Raw genomic sequence first — 18,270 nt, forward strand, 5'->3', positions numbered from 1 at the left:
GCGCATGCCGGCATCCTTGTCATTGGGGCGGATCGAGCCATCCTCTCGATACGGCCAGCGCAACGTCCCCGGGGGTGTCGATATCGACACGGAGGTCCGGTGCGTCGCAGGCAATGACCCCGGCATCGGCGGCATTCAGCACATCACGCAAGCCGCGATCTCCCCGCACGGCGAGTGCGGCACGCAGCATCGTCGGCGCAACGACCGCAGGAACACCCACGCGGTCACCAAGCCGCGTCGCGGCGGACCCCGACGGCGCGCGACGGGACGCGTTCAGCAGCGCCTGAAGATGTGCCGCCTCCAGCGCGGGCTGGTCGCAGGTCAGCAGCAGCGTCGCGTGGGCATGCGTCGCGAGCGACTCCGCGGTAATGCGTACGCTGCCCGCCAACCCCTCGCTCCATCGCGCATTGACCACGCACTCCACAGGCAAGTCGCGCACCGCCGCAGCGACGTCATCCGCATACGCGCCGACAACCACCAGCACACGCGACGCGCCGGACTCCAACGCCAGCCGCGCGGCGCGATGCACCAGCGTCTCGCCGTCGCGCGTCAGCAATTGCTTCGGTCGTCCCAGCCGCGTGCTGCCTCCGGCTGCCAGCACCACCGCCGCGTGCGTTGCGATCATGCCGGCTCGCCGTGATGCCACGCCTGCAATTGCGCAGCGATGCTCAGCGCGATCGCTTCCGGCCCCTGCCCGCCCAGCTTCAACCCGATGGGCGAGTGCAGTCGCGACAGCAGCGAGGCATGCAGCACGGACGGGATCACCCGCAGCAGATCCTCGCGCCGCCGCACCGGACCCAGCAGGCCGATGAAGGGAATCGTCGTTGCCGCCAGCGCTTCCAGCGCTTCGCGGTCGTGTTCGAAATGGTGGTGCATCACCAGCGCGGCATCGGGCGAAGGATGCAGCATCTGCAGCGCTTCCTCCGGCGACTGGATCAGCCAGTCGTCCGCCATTTCATCGTCCGGAATCCAGCGCGCGCGCCGCTCCACCACGGTGACGTGCCAGCCGAGCTGGCGCAGCCACGCCACCAGCATCCGGGTTTCGGGGCCCGCGCCGAAGATCGCCACGCGCGGCGGCGGCGACACCGTCGCTTCGCCGGCGATGTCTGCCGTCGCGGATGCCGACACGGGCAGCGACCATGCCCGCTCGATATCGCCAGCGCGCGCGGACACCGCACCGTCGGCGGTCAGCCGCAGCGACAGCGGGCCTGCGCCCTGCCACCACGTCTGCACCACCTTCGACCAGCCACGCAGGCAATCCAGCGGCAGCAGCGCCAGATGCAGGCGCCCGCGACAACCGACCGCCGATCCGGCAAGCAGATCCTCGTCGTCGCGCGTGTCGATCTCCATCGCGTCGAGATACCCGCCGGCCACTGCATGTCTTGCGCGCCGCGCGATCTCGGGTTCCAGGCAACCGCCGCTCATCCAACCCGTCTGCGTATCGTCCGCCGCGAACACGGCCATCGCCCCTTGCCGCACGTAGGTCGAGCCTTCGGTGGCGACGACCACGACCAACGCGCTGCCATCGCCGGCCTCGCTGGCGCGCGCGGACACTTCCAGCGGGTGGCGATGGACCGACATGCGCACCACGATGGCGCAAGCGCAGGGCCGAAGGCAACGCCCCGGATGCCGTCCGGGGCATCGGGCAAGGTTTCCGCAGGATCGTGCAAGCGACGGCGCGTGTTTTCACTGGCAGCCCACGCGGGCACGGAGTATCGTCGACTGGCCCCACGCCGCCGCCAGGGAGACACCATGAAGTTGAACGTCAATGGGTCGGAGCGCGAAGTCGACGCGACCGACGACATGCCGCTGCTCTGGGTCCTGCGCGACCTGATGGGCCTGACCGGAACCAAGTTCGGTTGCGGCATCGCGCAATGCGGCGCCTGCACCGTGCACGTCGATGGCTCGCCATTGCGTGCCTGCGTGACGCCCGCGTCCGCCGTCGCCGGCAGGAAGATCACCACCATCGAAGGCCTGTCGACCGACGGTTCGCATCCCGTGCAGAAGGCATGGGCGGAACTCGACGTCGTGCAGTGCGGTTACTGCCAGTCCGGCCAGATCATGTCGGCTGCGGCGTTACTGGCGGTGGTACCCGCGCCGACCGACAGCGACATCGACCACGCCCTGTCCGGCAACCTCTGCCGCTGCGGCACCTACCAGCGCATCCGCGCCGCCGTGCATCGCGCGGCCGAGCTGGGCAAAGCCTGAATCCCACGCCGCCGCGGCATGCATTGCCGCGGCTCCGATCCGATGTTCGACGGAGGTCGTGTCCGTGAACCTTGAATTGAAATCCTCGCGTCGTGGCTTCCTGCGCTCCACCGCGCTGGTCGGTGGCGGCCTCGTCGTCGCCATCGCCGTGCCCGGTGCCCGCCGCTTCGCCTGGGCGCAGGAAGCACAGGTCGCCGCGGCGCCCGCGTTCGTACCCAACGCCTTCCTGCGCATCGCGGCCGACGACTCGATCACCGTGCTGCTCGCGCACGCCGAGATGGGCCAGGGCATCTGGACCACGCTGCCGATGCTGATCGCCGAAGAACTCGACGCCGACTGGTCGAAGATCCGCGTCGAACACGGCCCCGCAGACAAGGCGTACACAAGCCCGGTATTCGGCATGCAGGGGACCGGCGGCTCGACGACCACGTGGTCCGAGTTCGACCGCTACCGGCAGGCCGGCGCGACTGCACGCGCGATGCTGCTGCAGGCCGCCGCTGCGCGACTCAATGTTCCGATACACCAGTTGCACACCGAGAACGGCGCCGTCGTGTCGGGCACCACACGGCTGCGCTATGGCGAACTGGCCGACGACGCCGGCAAGCAGGCGCCGCCCGCGCTGGAGTCGCTGACACTGCGCGACCCCAAGGACTGGAAGCTGATCGGCAAGGCGACCAGGCGCCTGGACACGCCGGAGAAGATCACCGGCAAGGCCAAGTTCGGCATGGACATCCAGTTCGATGGCCTGTTGACCGCCGTGGTGCTGCGCTCGCCGGTGTTCGGCGGCAAGGTGAAATCGTTCGACGCCACGGCGGCGCGCGCCGTCGCCGGCGTACGCGACGTGGTGCAGGTCCCCAGCGGCGTGGCCGTGGTGGCGGATCACTTCTGGGCCGCCAAGCTCGGCCGCGATGCGTTGCAGGTGGTGTGGGAAGCCGGCGACGGCGCCACGCTGGACAGCGTTGCGCTGCGACAGCAGTTCTCGCAACTGGCGACCGAGGACGGCCCGACCGCCGCACGCGCCGGCGACGTCATCGCCGCCCTGAGCAAGGCCGCGAAAACCGTCGATGCCGAATACGCCGTGCCCTATCTCGCGCACGCCGCGATGGAACCGCTGAACTGCACCGTCAAGATCGCGGACGGCGAGTGCGATATCTGGTGCGGCACGCAGTTCCCCACGCTGGACCAGAACAGCACCGCGAAGATCCTCGGCATTGCGCCGGAGAAGGTCCGCATCCATACGCCGTTCCTCGGTGGCGGCTTCGGTCGCCGCGCCACGCCCACCTCGGACGTGGTGTCGGAGGCCGTGGAAGTAGCGAAGGCGGCGAAGGCGCCGGTCAAGACCGTGTGGACGCGCGAGGACGATACGCGCGGCGGCTACTACCGGTCGGCCTTCGTCGAGAGAGCCAAGGTCGGTCTGGGCGAGGACGGCCTGCCGGTCGCCTGGCACCAGGTGATGGTGGGCCAGTCGATCATGGCCGGCACCTTCATGGAAGCGATGATGGTGAAGAACGGCATCGATGCCACCTCGACGGAAGGCGTCGCCGATTCGCCCTACGTGCTCGGCACGCCGGCGCACCGCGTCGACCTGCATTCGCCCAGGACCGGCATCCCGGTTCTGTGGTGGCGGTCGGTTGGCCACAGCGTCAACGGCTTCGTGATGGAAAGCCTGGTGGACGAACTGGCGCATGCCGCCGGCAAGGATCCGGTGGAGTACCGACGCACGCTGCTGAAGGATCACGCGCGGCATCTGGCGGCATTGAACCTCGCCGCTGAGAAATCCGGCTGGACCACGCCCGCGCCGCAGGGTCGCGCACGCGGCGTCGCCGTGCACGAATCGTTCGGCAGCTATGTCGCGCAGGTGGCCGAGGTCTCAGTGGAGGACGGCCAGATCCGCGTGCATCGCGTGGTCTGCGCGATCGACTGCGGCGTGGCGGTGAATCCGGGCGCCGTCGAGGCGCAGATGGAGTCCGGCATCGTGTTCGGCCTCGGCGCGGCCCTGCACGGCGCGCTGACGCTGAAGGAAGGCCAGGTGCAGGAGTCGAACTACCACGACTACCGCGTGCTGCGCCTGCACGAGATGCCGAAGGTCGAGGTCCACATCGTGCCGAGCACCGAGAAGATGGGCGGTGTCGGCGAACCCGGCACGCCGCCGATCGCACCAGCGGTGGCGAATGCGGTGTTCAAGCTGACCGGACAGCGGTTGCGCGAACTGCCGCTGCGCCTGCCGACGCCCGCTTCCTCCACCCCTGCTGCCTGAGGCCCGCCATGCGCATCCTGATGATGTCGTTGACCGTCCTCCTGCTGGTGGCCTGCAAGCCCCGCATCAGCGAGGAGCAGCGGGCGCAGGCGCTGACCGCCTTCGCCACCGTGGAGCAGGTGTTCCAGCACCCACGCTGCAGCAACTGCCATATCCCCGGCGACGCGCCGCTGCAGTTCGACACGCAGACACCGCACGCGATGAACGTCGCACGCGGACCGGACGGCAAGGGCGCGCCGGGCCTGCCCTGTTCCACCTGCCACGCCGAACAGAACGCGCCGGCGAGCTACGGCCCGCACGCGCCGCCCGGCGCGCCGCACTGGCAGCTGCCGCCGCCGGACCACAAGATGGCGTGGATCGGCCTGCCGGCCGAACAGCTGTGCGAGATGATCCAGGACAAGAAGCGCAACGGTGGTCGCGACTTCGACGCGCTGCTCAAGCACGTCGCCGAGGACAAGCTGGTGCTGTGGGGGTGGAACCCCGGCGGCGAACGTGCGCCGGTGCCGGTGCCGCACGACCAGTTCGTTGCCGCCTTCAAGACCTGGAAGGAGGCCGGCGGTCCCTGCCCCGCGCCCGCTGGACAAGGCTAGACGGGCACACGCGTCCACAACCGCGTACAGCCGGGCTTGTCCGGCGTGCGCATCTCGTGTCGGAAAAGCAGCGGAGCAAGCTCCGCTCTACGCCGCCGCCATGTCGCGGCGGCGCGCGCGCCACAGGCCATCGCTGGCGAAGATCAGCAGGCCGGTCCAGATGGCGGCGAAGCCGATCGCACGCTCGATGCCGAACGCCTCGCGGAACACCAGCACGCCGATCAGCAGCTGGATGCTGGGCGCAATGTACTGCAGCAACCCGACCACCGACAGCGGGATGCGGCGCACGCCGTAGGCGAAACCGATCAGCGGCACCGCCGTCACCACGCCACCGAAGATCAGCAGCAGGTCGTTCTTCCAGCCGTAGCCGCTGACGAAGCCACCGCCATGACCGAACTCGCCCCAGATCACGTAGGCCAGCGCGGGCAGGACCAGATACAGGCTCTCGACACCCAGACCGGCCACCGGATCCACCGCGACCAGCTTGCGCACCAGTCCGTACAGGCCGAAGGAGAACGCCAGCCCCAGCGCGATCCACGGCGGCGAACCCGCCTGCAGTGTCAGCCACGCCACGCCCACCAGCGCAAAGCCCACGGCGATCCATTGCGCGGTCGACAACCGTTCGCGCAGCACCAGCACGCCGAGCACCACATTGATCAGCGGATTGATGAAGTAGCCGAGGCTGGTTTCCACCACATGCCCCGCGTTTACCGCCCAGATGTACAGGCCCCAGTTGAACGCGATCAGCAGGCTGCTGACGCCGAGCAGCGGCACCGCGCGTGGCTGGGCGCGCACCCGCCGCCACCACGTGCGTCCGTTCTTCAACAGCAGCCAGCCGATAACGAGGACCGCACTCCAGACGATGCGGTGCGCGATGATCTGGAACGACGGCACGGCCTTCAGCAGGTGCCAGTAAAGCGGCACCACGCCCCAGATCAGGAACGTGCCGGCGGTGATCGCCAGCCCTTTGCGGTCGATGGGCAATGCGCTCATTTCGACTGCCGTGCGCGTGCCAGCGTGATGACCACCACGCCAGCGAGGATCACCGCCATCGCGCCGAGATCATGCGGCGTGAAGGTTTCGCCCGCGATGAAGGCGCCCAGCGCCACCGCGATGACCGGATTGACGTAGGCGTAGCTGCCGACCAGCACCGGGCGCGCATGGTGCAGCAGCCACACGTAGGCGGTGAACGCGATGATCGACCCGAATACCGCCAGGTACGCGACCGCCAGCCCACCGGTAAGCGTCCAGCCGGCGGCATCGAAACGCTCGCCATGCAGCAGGCCGGCAACGACCAGCATCACGCCGGCCGCCAGCATCTGCGCCGCCGCCGTCATGAACGGCGATGGCAGGTCGCGACCGCGCGACCACACCGAGCCGTAGGCCCACGCGATCGGCGCGATCAGCAGCAACACCAGGCCGACCGGCGAACCGGTCAGCGAACTGCCGGCGTTGAGCCAGACCACACCGGCGAAGCCGATGATGATGCCCAGCCACTCGCCCTTCGTCGGATGCTGGCCGCGCATCGCGCCGAACAGGCCCATCCACAACGGCATCGACGCCACCGCGACCGCGGCCAGGCCGGACGACACCGTCTGTTCGGCCAGCACCACCATGCCATTGCCCATCAGCAACAGCAGCGCGCCCATCACCAGCACGTTCTTCCACTGCGCGCGTGTGGGCGGCGCGACGCCCCGCCACAGCAGGAACAGGAACATCACGCCTCCGGCGACCACGAAGCGGCTGCCCGACACCATCAGCAGCGGCGGAAAGCCGCCTTCCAGGGCGAAGCGGATGCCAAGGTACGTCGAACCCCAGACCACGTAGACGATGGCCAGGGCGGCAGCGACGGCAAGGCCGCCACGCGCGGGCGCGGCGGAAACGGAGGACGTCATGGGGGGAACCGGAGGGAATGCGGTGTGGTGCAATTCTAGGCCAGTCGCGTACCCGCGGCGTGGCCGCAATGCACTCGGTTGCTTGAAACCTTTCCGGGCAGGCTTGAACACCGCTCAAGCCACATCCCTGGAAACTGCAGGAGCGCCCCCTGGGCGCGATGCTTGTGCGTCGACAAGCTCATAAAAAAGCATCGCGCCTAGGGGGCGCTCCTACCGGATGTGGTCGGTCAGCCGCGCTCGCGCGCCAGCAACTGCTGCTTCCGCGGCAATCCCCAGCGGTAGCCACCGAGCGAACCGTCGCCACGGATCACGCGATGGCAGGGCACGACCACGGCGATGCGGTTGTGCGCGCAGGCGCTGGCCACCGCCCGTGCCGCGCGCGGCGCACCCAGCGACTGCGCCAGGCCCGCATAGCTGACCGTCTCGCCGGCCGGGATCTTCATCAGCGCATCCCAGACGCGCTGCTGGAAGCCGGTGCCGAGCAGGTCCACCGGCACCTCGGCATCGCCGCCCGCCAGACGCTCGGCCACCGCACGCAGGCGCGGCGCGAGGAAGTCGTCGCGACCAGCCTCGACACGTTCGAGCTGGGCCAGTGGGAATTCCTCACGCAGCTTCTGCTCCAGCGCCGCATCGTCATCGCCCAGTTCCACCGCGCAGATTCCGCGCTCGGTCGCGGCCACCAGCGTGCGGCCGAGCACGGTGTCCACCAGCGTCCAGCGGATCGCCACGCCGCGCCCGCCGGCGCGATACGTCGCGGGCGTCATGCCGAGCTTCGACGCGCCCTGCTCGTACAGGCGCGACGGCGAGCCGTAGCCGGCGTCGTACAGCGCGGTGGTGACGTCGCGCCCTTCGCGCAGCGCACTCTTCAGCGTCCCCAGCTTCTTGCGGGCCAGGTACTCGGCAGGACTCAGGCCGAAACGCGCACGGAAGCGCCGCTGCAGGTGCGACGCGCTGAGGCCGGTACGCGAGGCCAGGTCCGACAGCGAGGGTTCGCCCTCGTCGAGCAGGCGACGCGCCAGCTCCAGCGGATCGGTGGAGATGGCGGAAGACGTGGGTAACGATCGGCGCGGCATGGTGTCCATGCGCCCAGACTAGGGAACGCGCATCGGGGAGGCTATCCGGATCTTGCGCTGCGCGAGAAGTGAGGCCGGAGGAGTGAGAAGTGAGCGGATGCCGGATTGGCCGACCGTCGAGCTCACTTCTCTGCCCTCACTCCTGCTTACTGGGCCCAGCGACCCGGACCCGGCGAATCGGGCAGGACCTGCGCCGACAGCTTGCGGTCCTGGCCCAGGATGTCGATGGCGTCGGACAGGATGGCGGCGGACTCTCGCAGCAGCGGATCGGGACGCTTGTCCGCCAGCTTCTCGCGCTGCGCATCCTTCACGATGTCGCGCTCGGACGCACCCAGGCCGTCATCGGCCAGGTCTTCGGCCAGCGGGTCCAGCGCCAACCCCAGCGTCTTGCGCTCGGCCTGCCGCTGCTTGCGCTGCGTGTCCTGGCGATCGCGCTCGGCGCGACGCTCGGCCTCGTTGAGCGAAACGTACTTCTTGGCCGCTTCGGCACGGAAATGCGCCACGTCCTCGGACCACCACTGGAACTCCTTGTCCTTCGCCGAGCGCGCCGCATGCAGCGCCTCCAGCTTCGGCAGCAGCGGCGCGAAGTTGCCGTACTGCGTGTGCGGGACGGCGGCGATCCGCGTCCACGGCAAGGCGTTGTCGTAGGTGCTCTCGCCATACTCGGTCGCGTCGACGCTGACCGGGAACGCGATGTCCGGTACCACGCCCTTGTGCTGCGTGCTGCCACCGGCCACGCGGAAGAACTGCGCGATGGTCAGCTTGACCGAGCCGAAGCGCGGCGCTTCGTTCGCCGGCCAGCGGTCCAGGTCGACCATGTTCTGCACGGTGCCCTTGCCGAAGCTGGTCTCGCCGATCACCAGGCCACGACCGTAGTCCTGGATGGCGCCGGCGAAGATCTCCGACGCCGATGCCGACGCGCGGTTGATCAGTACCGCCAGCGGACCGTCCCACGCCACGCCAGGCTTGCGGTCGCTGTTGACGGTCACCCGGCCACCGGATTCGCGCACCTGCACCACCGGCCCCTTGTCGATGAACAGGCCGGTGAGTTCCACCGCCTCGTCCAGCGAACCGCCGCCGTTGTTGCGAAGGTCCATCACCACGCCGTCCACGCCCTGCGACTTGAACTGGGCGAGCAGCTTGGCGATGTCGCGGGTCGCGGAATTGAAGTCGTTCGGATTGCGGCGACGGCCCTCGAAGTCCTGGTAGAACGCGGGCAGCTTGATCACGCCGATGCGCCGCGCCGGCTCGTCGCCGGTGGCCGGCAGCGTGATGGTCTCGGCCTTCGCCGCCTGCTCTTCCAGCTTGACCTTCTGGCGGGTGATGGTGACCTGCGCGTGCTTGCCGTCGATACCGGCTTCGACCGGGATGTATTCGATGCGGACCTGCGTGTCCTTCTTGCCGCGGATCTGCGCCACCACGTCGTCGATGCGCCAGCCGATCACGTCGGTCATCGGGCCGGACTTGCCTTGACCGACGGCGACGATGCGGTCGCCGATCTTCAGCTTGCCGCTGAGGTCGGCCGGGCCGCCCGGCACGATCTCGCGGATCGCCACCAGATCGTCCTGCCGCTGCAGCACGGCGCCGATGCCTTCCAGCGACAGCGACATCGACTGGTTGAAGTTCTCGGCGGTACGCGGCGTGAAGTAGTCCGTGTGCGGATCGATCGCGCTGGTGTAGGCGTTGAGGAAGGTCTGGAAGACATCCTCGGTCTTCAGCTCGTTGATGCTCCGCTGCAGGTTGGCGTACCGCTTGTCCAGCGTCTTGCGGATGTCGTCAGGCTTCTTGCCCGCCAGCTTCAGCCGTAGCCAGTCGTTCATCACGGACTTCCGCCAGATCGCGTCCAGCGCCTTGCCGTCCTCTGCCCACGGCGCGTCCTTGCGGTCGTACTCCCAACGCTCGTCACCGGCGAAGTCGAAGTCCTGCTTCAACAGCGCGCGCGCGAACGCCACGCGCTGGCCGACGCGCTGCTTGTAGACAGCGAAAATCTCGTACGCCGGGGCGAGGTCACCCGAGCGGATGGCGTCGTCCATCCTGGTCTTGTACGGCGCGAAGCGCGCCACATCCGCCGCGGTGAAGAACTGCTTGCCGCCGTCGAGCGCTTCGAAGTACCGCTTGAACACGTCCTGCGACAGCGTGTCGTCCAGCGGGCGCGGCCGGTACGCGTAGCGGCTGTCCGACAGCAGGCCGTACACGAGCTTGGACGTGTTGGCCTGGTCGGCGGTGGGGGCCACCGTGATGGCATCCCCGTCGCCGCGCGCGAGCAGCGCCAGCGGGGTCGACAGGGCCAGGACAAGCAGCAGCAGGGGGGCTTTCTTCAGTGTCATTGCGTACTCGTGGCGCGGAGGCCCGTCAGGCTGGAACGGATTGCGGATTCGACAGAGGGACAGTGCACAAAGTTGCGTGCGTTGTCATCTGCCTGTCGGCAGCCTAAGCGCCACGATGTAGGGAAAGGTGAACCGCGGCCGTGCCACGGCCAGACACCGGGCACGCGCCGGAGAATCCGGTTCAGCCCGCCTGGCGGGCGGTGAAGGCGGCCTGCGCGGCCTGCTGGTCAGCGTGGTACGACGAGCGCACCAGCGGACCGGAGGCGACATGGCTGAAGCCCAGCGCCATACCGTAGTCCTCCAGCGCCTTGAACTCGTCCGGCGTCCAGTAGCGCAGCACCGGGTGGTGGTGCGGCGTGGGCTGCAGGTACTGGCCGATGGTGACCATGTCGACGTCGTGCGCGCGCAGGTCGCGCAGCGTGCCCTGCACCTGCTCCATGGTCTCGCCCAGGCCCAGCATGATCCCGGACTTGGTCGGCAGGTGCGGATGCTGCTGCTTGAAGCGCTGCAGCAGCGTCAGCGACCACTGGTAGTCGGCACCGGGGCGGACGTTCGTGTACAGCTCCGGCACGGTCTCGATGTTGTGGTTGAACACGTCCGGCGGATTCACCGCCAGTATCTCCAGCGCGCGGTCCATGCGGCCCTTGCCGCGGAAGTCCGGGGTGAGGATCTCGATGCGCGTGGCCGGCGAATGCTCGCGGATGGCGCTGATGCAGTCGACGAAATGCTGGGCACCGCCATCGCGCAGGTCGTCGCGGTCCACGCTGGTCACCACGACGTACTTCAGGCCCATGTCGGCCACGGTGTTCGCCAGGCTCAGCGGCTCGGACGGATCCGGCGGCTTCGGCCGGCCGTGGGCGACGTCGCAGAACGAGCAGCGACGTGTGCAGACTTCGCCCAGGATCATGAAAGTGGCCGTGCCATGACCGAAGCACTCATGGATGTTCGGGCAGCTGGCCTCTTCGCACACGGTCACCAGGCGGTTCTCGCGCAGCTTGGCCTTCAGTTTGGCGACCGAGCCGTCGGACGGAATGCGCACGCGGATCCACGAGGGCTTGCGCAGCACCGGCGCGTCGGCGAACTGGACGGGCGAGCGCGCGATCTTGTCGCCACCGAGCTGCTTGGCGCCCGTTTCCAGCGGTGCGGGAACGGAACTGACGACCTGGAGGGGAATCACGCGTGCGGGGGTATCGGCCATGAGGTAATTCTAGCCGCTTTCACCGGCAGGCCTCCGCTCGGCACGAACCCCTCAGGCGCGAGAGATGGGACTGGGGCGAAGCCCCCTGAGTCAGGGGGCACGGCAACGCCGCGGGGTGTGGCGACGCAGCTCGGGGCCCGAGGTTTGCGCAGCGGACCTTGGGTTTTTGTTGCTGCGGCGCAGGAATAAAAAAGCCCGCAACAGCTAGGCTATTGCGGGCTTGCTCCCTCCCCCACGTCGGGATGCGGGGCCATCGTGAAGGGTGGGTTACAGGTGTTGCACGCTGCACTGCAAAACAGAACCGGACGGTTCACTCGCCACTGTTGTGATGTCACGAATATGAATGCGAGCAAAACCCGCGCCAATGCTGCGTGTTACCGATATCAGACCAATTTCCGTGCCACTCGTCAGAATTTCCATTACGTTCTTCACCCTGTTTACCTGAACAGGGGTGGCGCACCGTTCCGGCGCAAATGCGTTCGCTAGCCGTCTACTTGAGGTAGTGGGGACGCCCGTCGTACCAGGCCTTGGCGCGGACAAGATGAAGCTTGCGCTGGTCCCCCTGCACTTCCATACCGACGCTCAGCGCGCGCCAGCGGGCGTAAAGATCGCCCTGCCGCTGACCGCCCTGCAGGCGCAGCCGCGCCAGCATGTCGTAGCGGTCGTTGCGCGCCTGCATCCGGTCGAGGATCAGGACGTCGTCGTGCCATTCCACGCGGCCCTGCACCTGTGCCTGGCCATCGTCGACCAGCCGGTACACCCAGGCCGGATACTCCTTCTGCTGGGAGAACAGCGCCAGCAGGAAGCCCACATCCTTCATGGTCACGTCCGCACCACCGCCGGCGCTGATCGGTCGGTCCGCGTCCAGCCGCGCGCGGTCCAGCGTCACCCGCGCCCACCAACCCCGGCGCGATTCGCCTCCGGGCTCGGTGAAGCCGACGTTGCGCACCTGCACCGTGCTGCCGTCGGCGACGAACAACCGCCGCTTCAGGTCGGCGCGGCGCAGCTTCAGGTCGAGGTCGATGTCGCCCCGCAACTGCACCCCCGCCAGCTGCATGCGGGTGCCACGCCCGGCGATGCGGACGGTCCCGCGCCCCACTTCGCCTGCGGCGTCCAGCGACAGGTCGCCGCTGAGCACGCCCGCGCCGGCGTCGAAGCGCATCTGCCGACGCGGCAGGAATGCGTTGTACACGCGCAGGTCCGGCACGCGCGCATCCTTGAACACCACCCTCGCCTGCAACGCATCGCGCAGCTGCGCCAGCGGACCCTCGGCGTTGATCGACAGCGCCAGGTGCCGTCCCTGCACGTAGGGGGTGCCGGGCGTTTTCAGTGACGCCACGTCGAACCGGTCCATCGTCGCCTGCAGCCGTGGCACCAGCGCCCCGTCCTTGCCCGCATCCAGCCGGATGTCGGCCCGGGCAAGACCGCGGATGCGGTTACCCATCACCTCGGCCACCGCGTCGACCTCGGGCACCGCGATGCGGCTGCCGGCCGCCAGTTGGCCCTCCGCCACCTGCACGTCGGCGCTGACCGAGCCAGCGCCGTCGAGTTTCAGCCACGGCGCCTGCGGGAACAGATCCGACAGCCAGCGCAGCGAATCGAAGTGCCAGACGCCGACCACATGGCCGGACGCGCGCGGCAGCAGGCTGGCGACGTCGCGCAGCGGCACCTGCCGGCCGCGCAGGCGCAGGTCGGCGTCGACCGCCAGCCGGCCGTCGGCCTGTGGCGGTACGGTCGCCTTCAGCACGATGTCCTCGTCCACCGCCACGTCGATGCCGAGGATGTCGTGGCGCACCGCACCGGCGATGTCGTTGCCGCCGACGGCCATCGTCCATTGCGCGCGACCGCCCGGCTTGAGCAGCCCGCGTTCGAAACCCAGGTCGATATCGGCGCGCCCTTCCCCGGGCACCAGCGTCACCACCACGCCACCACGCGGACCGACGGCGACGTTCAAGCCAGCGGTCCGTCCACCCAGCTTCACGTCGACGCGGGTCTTGAGCAGCTTGTCGATGCCGGCCGCCTCTTCGCGTCGATGCCGGTCGATGGCGAACCGTGCCTCCAGCGTCGCTTCGCGCAGCACTTCCTCACCATCCCGGGCCAACCGCGCGCCGGTGAACTCCACGACCGAGGGCATCAGTTCCATCGGCCCGCCGCGCAGTTGCTTGTAGAAACCCACCTCGCCGCGTCCCGTGCCAAGCAGTTCGAACCCGTCGAAGTAGCCCCGCCGGATCGAGTCGCTGGCGATACGGTCGAACTGCAGTTCCCAGCCGCCGTCGCGGGGCGGCGGTGGCGCCAGTTCCCTGGCAACGCGATGGACCCCACCGCGCACCTCGTACGCACGCACCTCGGGAACATGCAGGCGCCGCGACAGCAAGGGCAACAGTGCAATGCGTCCTTCGACACGGTCCGCCTGCGCCTCCCAGCCGATGTGCCGTGACTGGCCCTGCAGCGCCACGCCGCGCAGGCTGACCCGCCCCGGCCACCACGTCCGTCCGGACGCCCACTGCATCCGGAAGCGATCAGGCTTGCGGTTCACCGCCTGCTCGCCCAGCGACGTGTTGAGAAACACGTTGCCTGCGACCAGATAGAGCACATACGTCGCGAGCAGGGCGACCAGCGTTCCCGCGAGCCAGCGCAGGGATCTGTTGCGAAAGAAGGTCCGGTCCATCCGCACAGGATGCCGCATCGGGCATCAGCGCGCGGCGAAGTGTCCGTGGAAGCCGAGCGGCACCGTGTACGGCAGCCAAGCCTGCGCCAGCGGACCCGCGTCCACCCGCCGCGCATCCAGCACCGCGATGCCGCTGCAGCCCTTCGCCGCATCGAGCAGCGTGCCGACCAGCCAGCCGTCGTCGGGGCGCGTGCTGCCGGGCCGCGGCACGAACAGGTGTTCTTCCACCAGCACGTCGCGCCCGTAGTCGTGCACCTGACGACGGCCGCGCGCCAGATCGAAAGCGCCGATGCGGCTGAAGTACGGCGCCGTCGAACCGTCGGCATGGATCGGCGCATACAGGCGCGCGGCGTCGCGCGACGGGGTGCGTGCGTCGAACACGGGGAACTCGATGCCGGCGACACCCGTGTCCTCCCATTGCGCCTTGCCGCTGCGCAGGTCCAGCACCAGGTCGCGCACTGGACCCTTGCCGCCGTGCGCGTCGCCGTGGCCGTGGCCGTCGCCGTTCATGGCGGCCTTCATCGGCGAGCGCGCCTCGTCCAGGTCCAGGTGCTGCACGGCACGTACGGTGATGCGGCCATCGCGCTCGGACGCATCGCCGAAGTGGTAGATCGCCGCGAAGTCCGCCTCGAACCACTGCGCCTTCGATGGCGAGGCTTTCTCGACCACGGCCACGCGCAGCGGCTGGTCCTGCAGGAAGCGCAGGCGTTCGAAGAACGCGCCCTTGCCTTCGAGGTAGCGGAACGGGATCAACGCGAACACCAGGTGCCGGTCGGTCATCGCGAAACTGTGCAGGTAGCCCGGCACCGGCGTCTCCAGCACGTCCGCCGACGCGAGCGCGCCGTCGCGGCCGATATGCCACACCACCAGCCCGTTGCCGCCCATCATCGAGATGGAACCGAAATTCCACATCGACCCGTCGCGGTCCACCAGCGGGTGCGCGGAGAACGGAATGGCGGCCAGGTCGGGACGCCAGGTCACCGGACCGAGCGTGGTCAGTTCGTCCGGATCCAGTTCGAACGCCGAGCCCGCTTCGCACAGCGCGAACAGGCGTCCGTTGATGACGGTGACCGACGTGTTGGCCGCATTCGCATCGTCGTTGTTGCGGATCGGCTGCATGTCGGGGATCGACGTGCCGGCGACGGGATACAGGAAGCGACCGGCCTTCTGCTCTCGCGTGAACTTGGGCGTGGCCACCATGCGCGCGTGGTGGCTCAGCGTGCCGTCACCGTTGAAGCGCCACCCGTGCACCATGCCGTCGCCATCGAACCAGTGTTCGTAGCGGAACCCGGCGCGCTCGGTCCATGCGGGTCCGTTGCGGTACAGCGTGCCCGCGAAACCTGCCGGCAGCCGTCCTTCCAGCGGCACGGTCGCCGGGCCCAGCGTTTCGGATTGCACGGATTTCCAGCCCGCGAGCCATGGCTGTTCCCGCAGACCCGCGGCGAAGCGGGCGGGGTCGCCGGCGAAAGCGTGCTCGCTTCGCAGCAGCGCGGGCGCGACGGCCAGTGCGGTGGCACCGGACAGGAGATTGCGCAGGAAGCGGCGGCGATCCATGGCCAGTTCCTCAACGCAGGGTGATGTCGATGGCGGCATCCTGCGCGCCGACCTCGAACCGGGCTTCGTCCCAGGTCGGCTTGCGCATCACGTTGGGATTGTTGCTGAAGCCGTAGGCCTCGACCGGCATGCCGATCATGTTGCTGTCGAGCGTGCCGTTGCCGTTTTCGTCATGGGTCACCAGCACGGCATAGGCACCCGGCTGCAGATCCTTGAACACGAACGTCGCCACGTTGCCCTGCGGCGGAGCGCCATCGGCCTGTATGGGCTTCGCCTGCCCATCCCAGCCAGCCTGCGAGTCGACGACCGCCAGCTTCAGCAGGCCGGTCTGCGCGCGCACATCGTGCAGCGTCACGGTGAGATCGGCCGCCCACGCGGGCAGGGCGGCACAACAGGCGAGGACAAGGGAGAGCGGCAGCGTGTAGTGCCTGGGACGGGACATGGTGGACTCCGGTGGCGGGTGTGCGGCCAGTCTCGTCCGCCACCCCGCTCCGGTCAGTTGCCAGCCGTCATCTCTTCGACCTGCCGGAAGTCACTTCCTGCTTACGCCGCCTGTTCCACTGCATCGGCACGCTGCCGGCGCTGGCGCACCGCCGCGGCGAGTCGTTCCAGCACCTGCACCGAGGCGTCCCATCCAAGGCAGCCATCGGTGATGCTCTGCCCGTACGTCAGCGGCTGACCATCGATCAGGTCCTGGCGGCCACCAACGAGGTGGCTCTCCACCATCACGCCGACGATGCGCTGTTCGCCGACTTCCAGTTGGGCGGCGATATCGTCGATCACGGCCGGCTGGTTGTCCGGGTTCTTGCCGCTGTTGGCGTGGCTGGCATCGACCATCAGGCGCGCCGGCAATCCCGACTTCGCCAGCACCTGGCTGGCAGCCTCGATGCTGGCGGCGTCGTAGTTGGGCGCCTTGCCGCCGCGCAGGATCACGTGGCAATCCGGATTGCCCGCTGTCGCCGCGATGGCGGAGCGGCCTTCCTTCGTCACCGCCAGGAAATGGTGCGGATGCGAGGCCGCGCCCACCGCGTCCACTGCGATCTTGACGTTGCCGTCGGTGCCGTTCTTGAAACCTACCGGGCACGACAGGCCGCTGGCCATTTCGCGGTGCACCTGGCTTTCGGTAGTGCGTGCCCCGATCGCGCCCCACGCCACCAGGTCGCTGATGTACTGCGGCGAGATGGTGTCGAGGTACTCGCAGCCGGCTGGCAGGCCGAGCGCGTTGATGTCGCGCAGCAGGCCGCGCGCCAGCCGCAGTCCGCGATTGATATCGAAACTGCCGTCCAGCGCCGGATCGTTGATCAGCCCCTTCCAGCCGACCGTCGTACGCGGCTTCTCGAAATACACGCGCATCACGACTTCCAGATCATCGGCCAGCGCATCGCGCAGCGGCTTCAGGCGCTTGGCGTACTCGATGGCCGACGCGGGATCGTGGATCGAGCAGGGCCCGATCACCACCACAAGGCGATCGTCGCGGCCGTGCAGGATGTCGTGCAGTGCGGCGCGCGATCCGGACACGGTCTGCGACACCGCGTCGTCGCAGGGCAGTTTGCCGATTACGGCGGCGGGCGTGACCAGCTCATCGAGTTTTCGGATGCGCAGGTCGTCGGTATGGGGGGCCATCGGGGTTCTCCGGGTCAACAAAAAAGCCGCCAGGTTCGCTGGCGGCTTCAAGGGGATTCTTCTGGTGTTTCGCTAGAAGGAACACAGCCTCGCCGCCGCGGAAGGATCGCGGTAATACCAGAACCAAAAGCGGGCGCGGGCGGTGTTCACGCGGCCATTGAGCCACGCATGGAGAGGCTTGTCGAATGTTTCATCGGCAACGGAAGCCGCAGGATCACGCGGCGGTGAAGAACATCAGGTAGACCAACCGCCCGTCCTCCATCGTGCTGCCGAACGCGGGACCGGCGGTATGCCACAACCAGGGGCGCAGCAGCACCAGCCGGTTGAATCGCATCGGCACCTGCATGGTGGGCTCCCACACGCTGTCGTCGTTACTGTGCTTCTCGATGATCTCCTGGTGCATCTGCGCATGCGAAGAGAACCCCATCTCCGCGAGCTCCGCATCGTTGAGCGGCGCGCGATCGCGGTTCGACGGACGGTGACGGAAGAACTCCGTGCCGCCGCGACAGTTCTCCGGCTTGCTCAGATAGAGGATCCCCGACCAGTACGCCTGGTCGATGTGCACCTTCGCGCTGCCGACATCGCTGGCCAGCGTGATGCGGAACTTGCCGTGCGACTGCAGCGGGTTGATCGGCTTGAGGCGCTCGCCGGTGAGATGCGAGGCGATCTCGGACAGGCCTTCGATCTCGATGCGCTCCAGCGAGTTGCGGCCCGGGAAGGGACCACGCAGGTCGGGATAGGTCAGCTTGAGCGCCGCCTCGCGCAACGACAGCGCGTCCTGCTGGCCGAGGAAGTCGTCGACGATGATAAGCGAGGTATGCATGACGTGCAGGCTAACGGTCGACCCGCATCACGACAAGGCAAAAAGAAACCCCGC

At 68.3% G+C, this 18,270-nt stretch carries 15 protein-coding genes; 3 read left to right on the forward strand and 12 right to left on the reverse strand.

Going from position 1 to position 18,270, the window contains the following annotated elements; translation table 11 throughout:
- Window positions 1-19: 19 nt before the first annotated feature.
- Both ACGHX3_RS17010 and ACGHX3_RS17015 read right to left on the reverse strand, forming a co-directional pair.
- Window positions 20-625, reverse strand: a complete 606-nt coding sequence (locus ACGHX3_RS17010; RefSeq protein ID WP_394695686.1) for an NTP transferase domain-containing protein — start codon at window positions 623-625, stop codon at window positions 20-22.
- Window positions 622-1,581 (reverse strand): XdhC family protein, encoded by a 960-nt coding sequence (locus ACGHX3_RS17015; protein WP_394695687.1) that lies wholly within the window; start codon window positions 1,579-1,581, stop codon window positions 622-624. The genes ACGHX3_RS17010 and ACGHX3_RS17015 overlap by 4 nt, the downstream gene beginning before the upstream one ends.
- A gap of 171 nt (window positions 1,582-1,752) precedes the next feature.
- Between ACGHX3_RS17015 and ACGHX3_RS17020 the strand changes: the two genes are divergently transcribed.
- The 3 genes from ACGHX3_RS17020 to ACGHX3_RS17030 all read left to right on the forward strand — a co-directional run bounded on the left by ACGHX3_RS17020 (window position 1,753) and on the right by ACGHX3_RS17030 (window position 5,055).
- On the forward strand, window positions 1,753-2,208 hold the full coding sequence (locus ACGHX3_RS17020; RefSeq protein WP_394695688.1) for a (2Fe-2S)-binding protein: 456 nt from the start codon (window positions 1,753-1,755) through the stop codon (window positions 2,206-2,208).
- Window positions 2,209-2,272: 64 nt separating this feature from the next.
- On the forward strand, window positions 2,273-4,465 hold the full coding sequence (locus ACGHX3_RS17025) for a molybdopterin cofactor-binding domain-containing protein (protein WP_394695689.1): 2,193 nt from the start codon (window positions 2,273-2,275) through the stop codon (window positions 4,463-4,465).
- Between the two features lie 8 nt (window positions 4,466-4,473).
- Entirely contained in the window at window positions 4,474-5,055 is a 582-nt protein-coding gene (locus ACGHX3_RS17030; protein WP_394695690.1) for a hypothetical protein, read from the forward strand.
- An 87-nt stretch (window positions 5,056-5,142) separates the two neighbouring features.
- Here ACGHX3_RS17030 and rarD read toward each other — a convergent pair whose 3' ends face one another.
- From rarD to ACGHX3_RS17080, 10 genes are all read right to left on the reverse strand, one after another.
- Entirely contained in the window at window positions 5,143-6,048 is a 906-nt protein-coding gene (gene rarD / locus ACGHX3_RS17035; RefSeq protein WP_394695691.1) for an EamA family transporter RarD, read from the reverse strand.
- A complete protein-coding gene (gene yedA, locus ACGHX3_RS17040; RefSeq protein WP_394695692.1) occupies window positions 6,045-6,950 on the reverse strand; it encodes a drug/metabolite exporter YedA in 906 nt (301 codons plus the stop codon). Before yedA ends, rarD begins: the two co-directional genes overlap by 4 nt.
- Before the next feature lie 227 nt (window positions 6,951-7,177).
- On the reverse strand, window positions 7,178-8,023 hold the full coding sequence (locus tag ACGHX3_RS17045) for a methylated-DNA--[protein]-cysteine S-methyltransferase (protein ID WP_394695693.1): 846 nt from the start codon (window positions 8,021-8,023) through the stop codon (window positions 7,178-7,180).
- A gap of 146 nt (window positions 8,024-8,169) precedes the next feature.
- The gene (locus ACGHX3_RS17050) at window positions 8,170-10,350 is read right to left on the reverse strand and encodes a carboxy terminal-processing peptidase (RefSeq protein WP_394695694.1); all 2,181 of its coding nucleotides are present in this window, start codon (window positions 10,348-10,350) and stop codon (window positions 8,170-8,172) included.
- A 181-nt stretch (window positions 10,351-10,531) separates the two neighbouring features.
- A complete protein-coding gene (gene lipA / locus ACGHX3_RS17055) occupies window positions 10,532-11,548 on the reverse strand; it encodes a lipoyl synthase (RefSeq protein WP_162337514.1) in 1,017 nt (338 codons plus the stop codon).
- A 490-nt stretch (window positions 11,549-12,038) separates the two neighbouring features.
- Window positions 12,039-14,216, reverse strand: coding sequence for a hypothetical protein (locus ACGHX3_RS17060; protein WP_394695695.1), 2,178 nt, complete (start codon window positions 14,214-14,216; stop codon window positions 12,039-12,041).
- Window positions 14,217-14,240: 24 nt separating this feature from the next.
- Window positions 14,241-15,770 (reverse strand): carotenoid oxygenase family protein, encoded by a 1,530-nt coding sequence (locus ACGHX3_RS17065; RefSeq protein ID WP_394695696.1) that lies wholly within the window; start codon window positions 15,768-15,770, stop codon window positions 14,241-14,243.
- A gap of 10 nt (window positions 15,771-15,780) precedes the next feature.
- Entirely contained in the window at window positions 15,781-16,212 is a 432-nt protein-coding gene (locus ACGHX3_RS17070) for a DUF2141 domain-containing protein (RefSeq protein ID WP_394695697.1), read from the reverse strand.
- A 101-nt stretch (window positions 16,213-16,313) separates the two neighbouring features.
- On the reverse strand, window positions 16,314-17,393 hold the full coding sequence (locus tag ACGHX3_RS17075) for a 3-deoxy-7-phosphoheptulonate synthase (protein ID WP_394695698.1): 1,080 nt from the start codon (window positions 17,391-17,393) through the stop codon (window positions 16,314-16,316).
- A 214-nt stretch (window positions 17,394-17,607) separates the two neighbouring features.
- Window positions 17,608-18,216, reverse strand: a complete 609-nt coding sequence (locus tag ACGHX3_RS17080; protein WP_394695699.1) for a DUF6445 family protein — start codon at window positions 18,214-18,216, stop codon at window positions 17,608-17,610.
- Between the last annotated feature and the right edge of the window lie 54 nt (window positions 18,217-18,270).

The organism is Pseudoxanthomonas japonensis, assembly GCF_043632995.1.
Lineage (GTDB): Bacteria > Pseudomonadota > Gammaproteobacteria > Xanthomonadales > Xanthomonadaceae > Pseudoxanthomonas_A > Pseudoxanthomonas_A japonensis.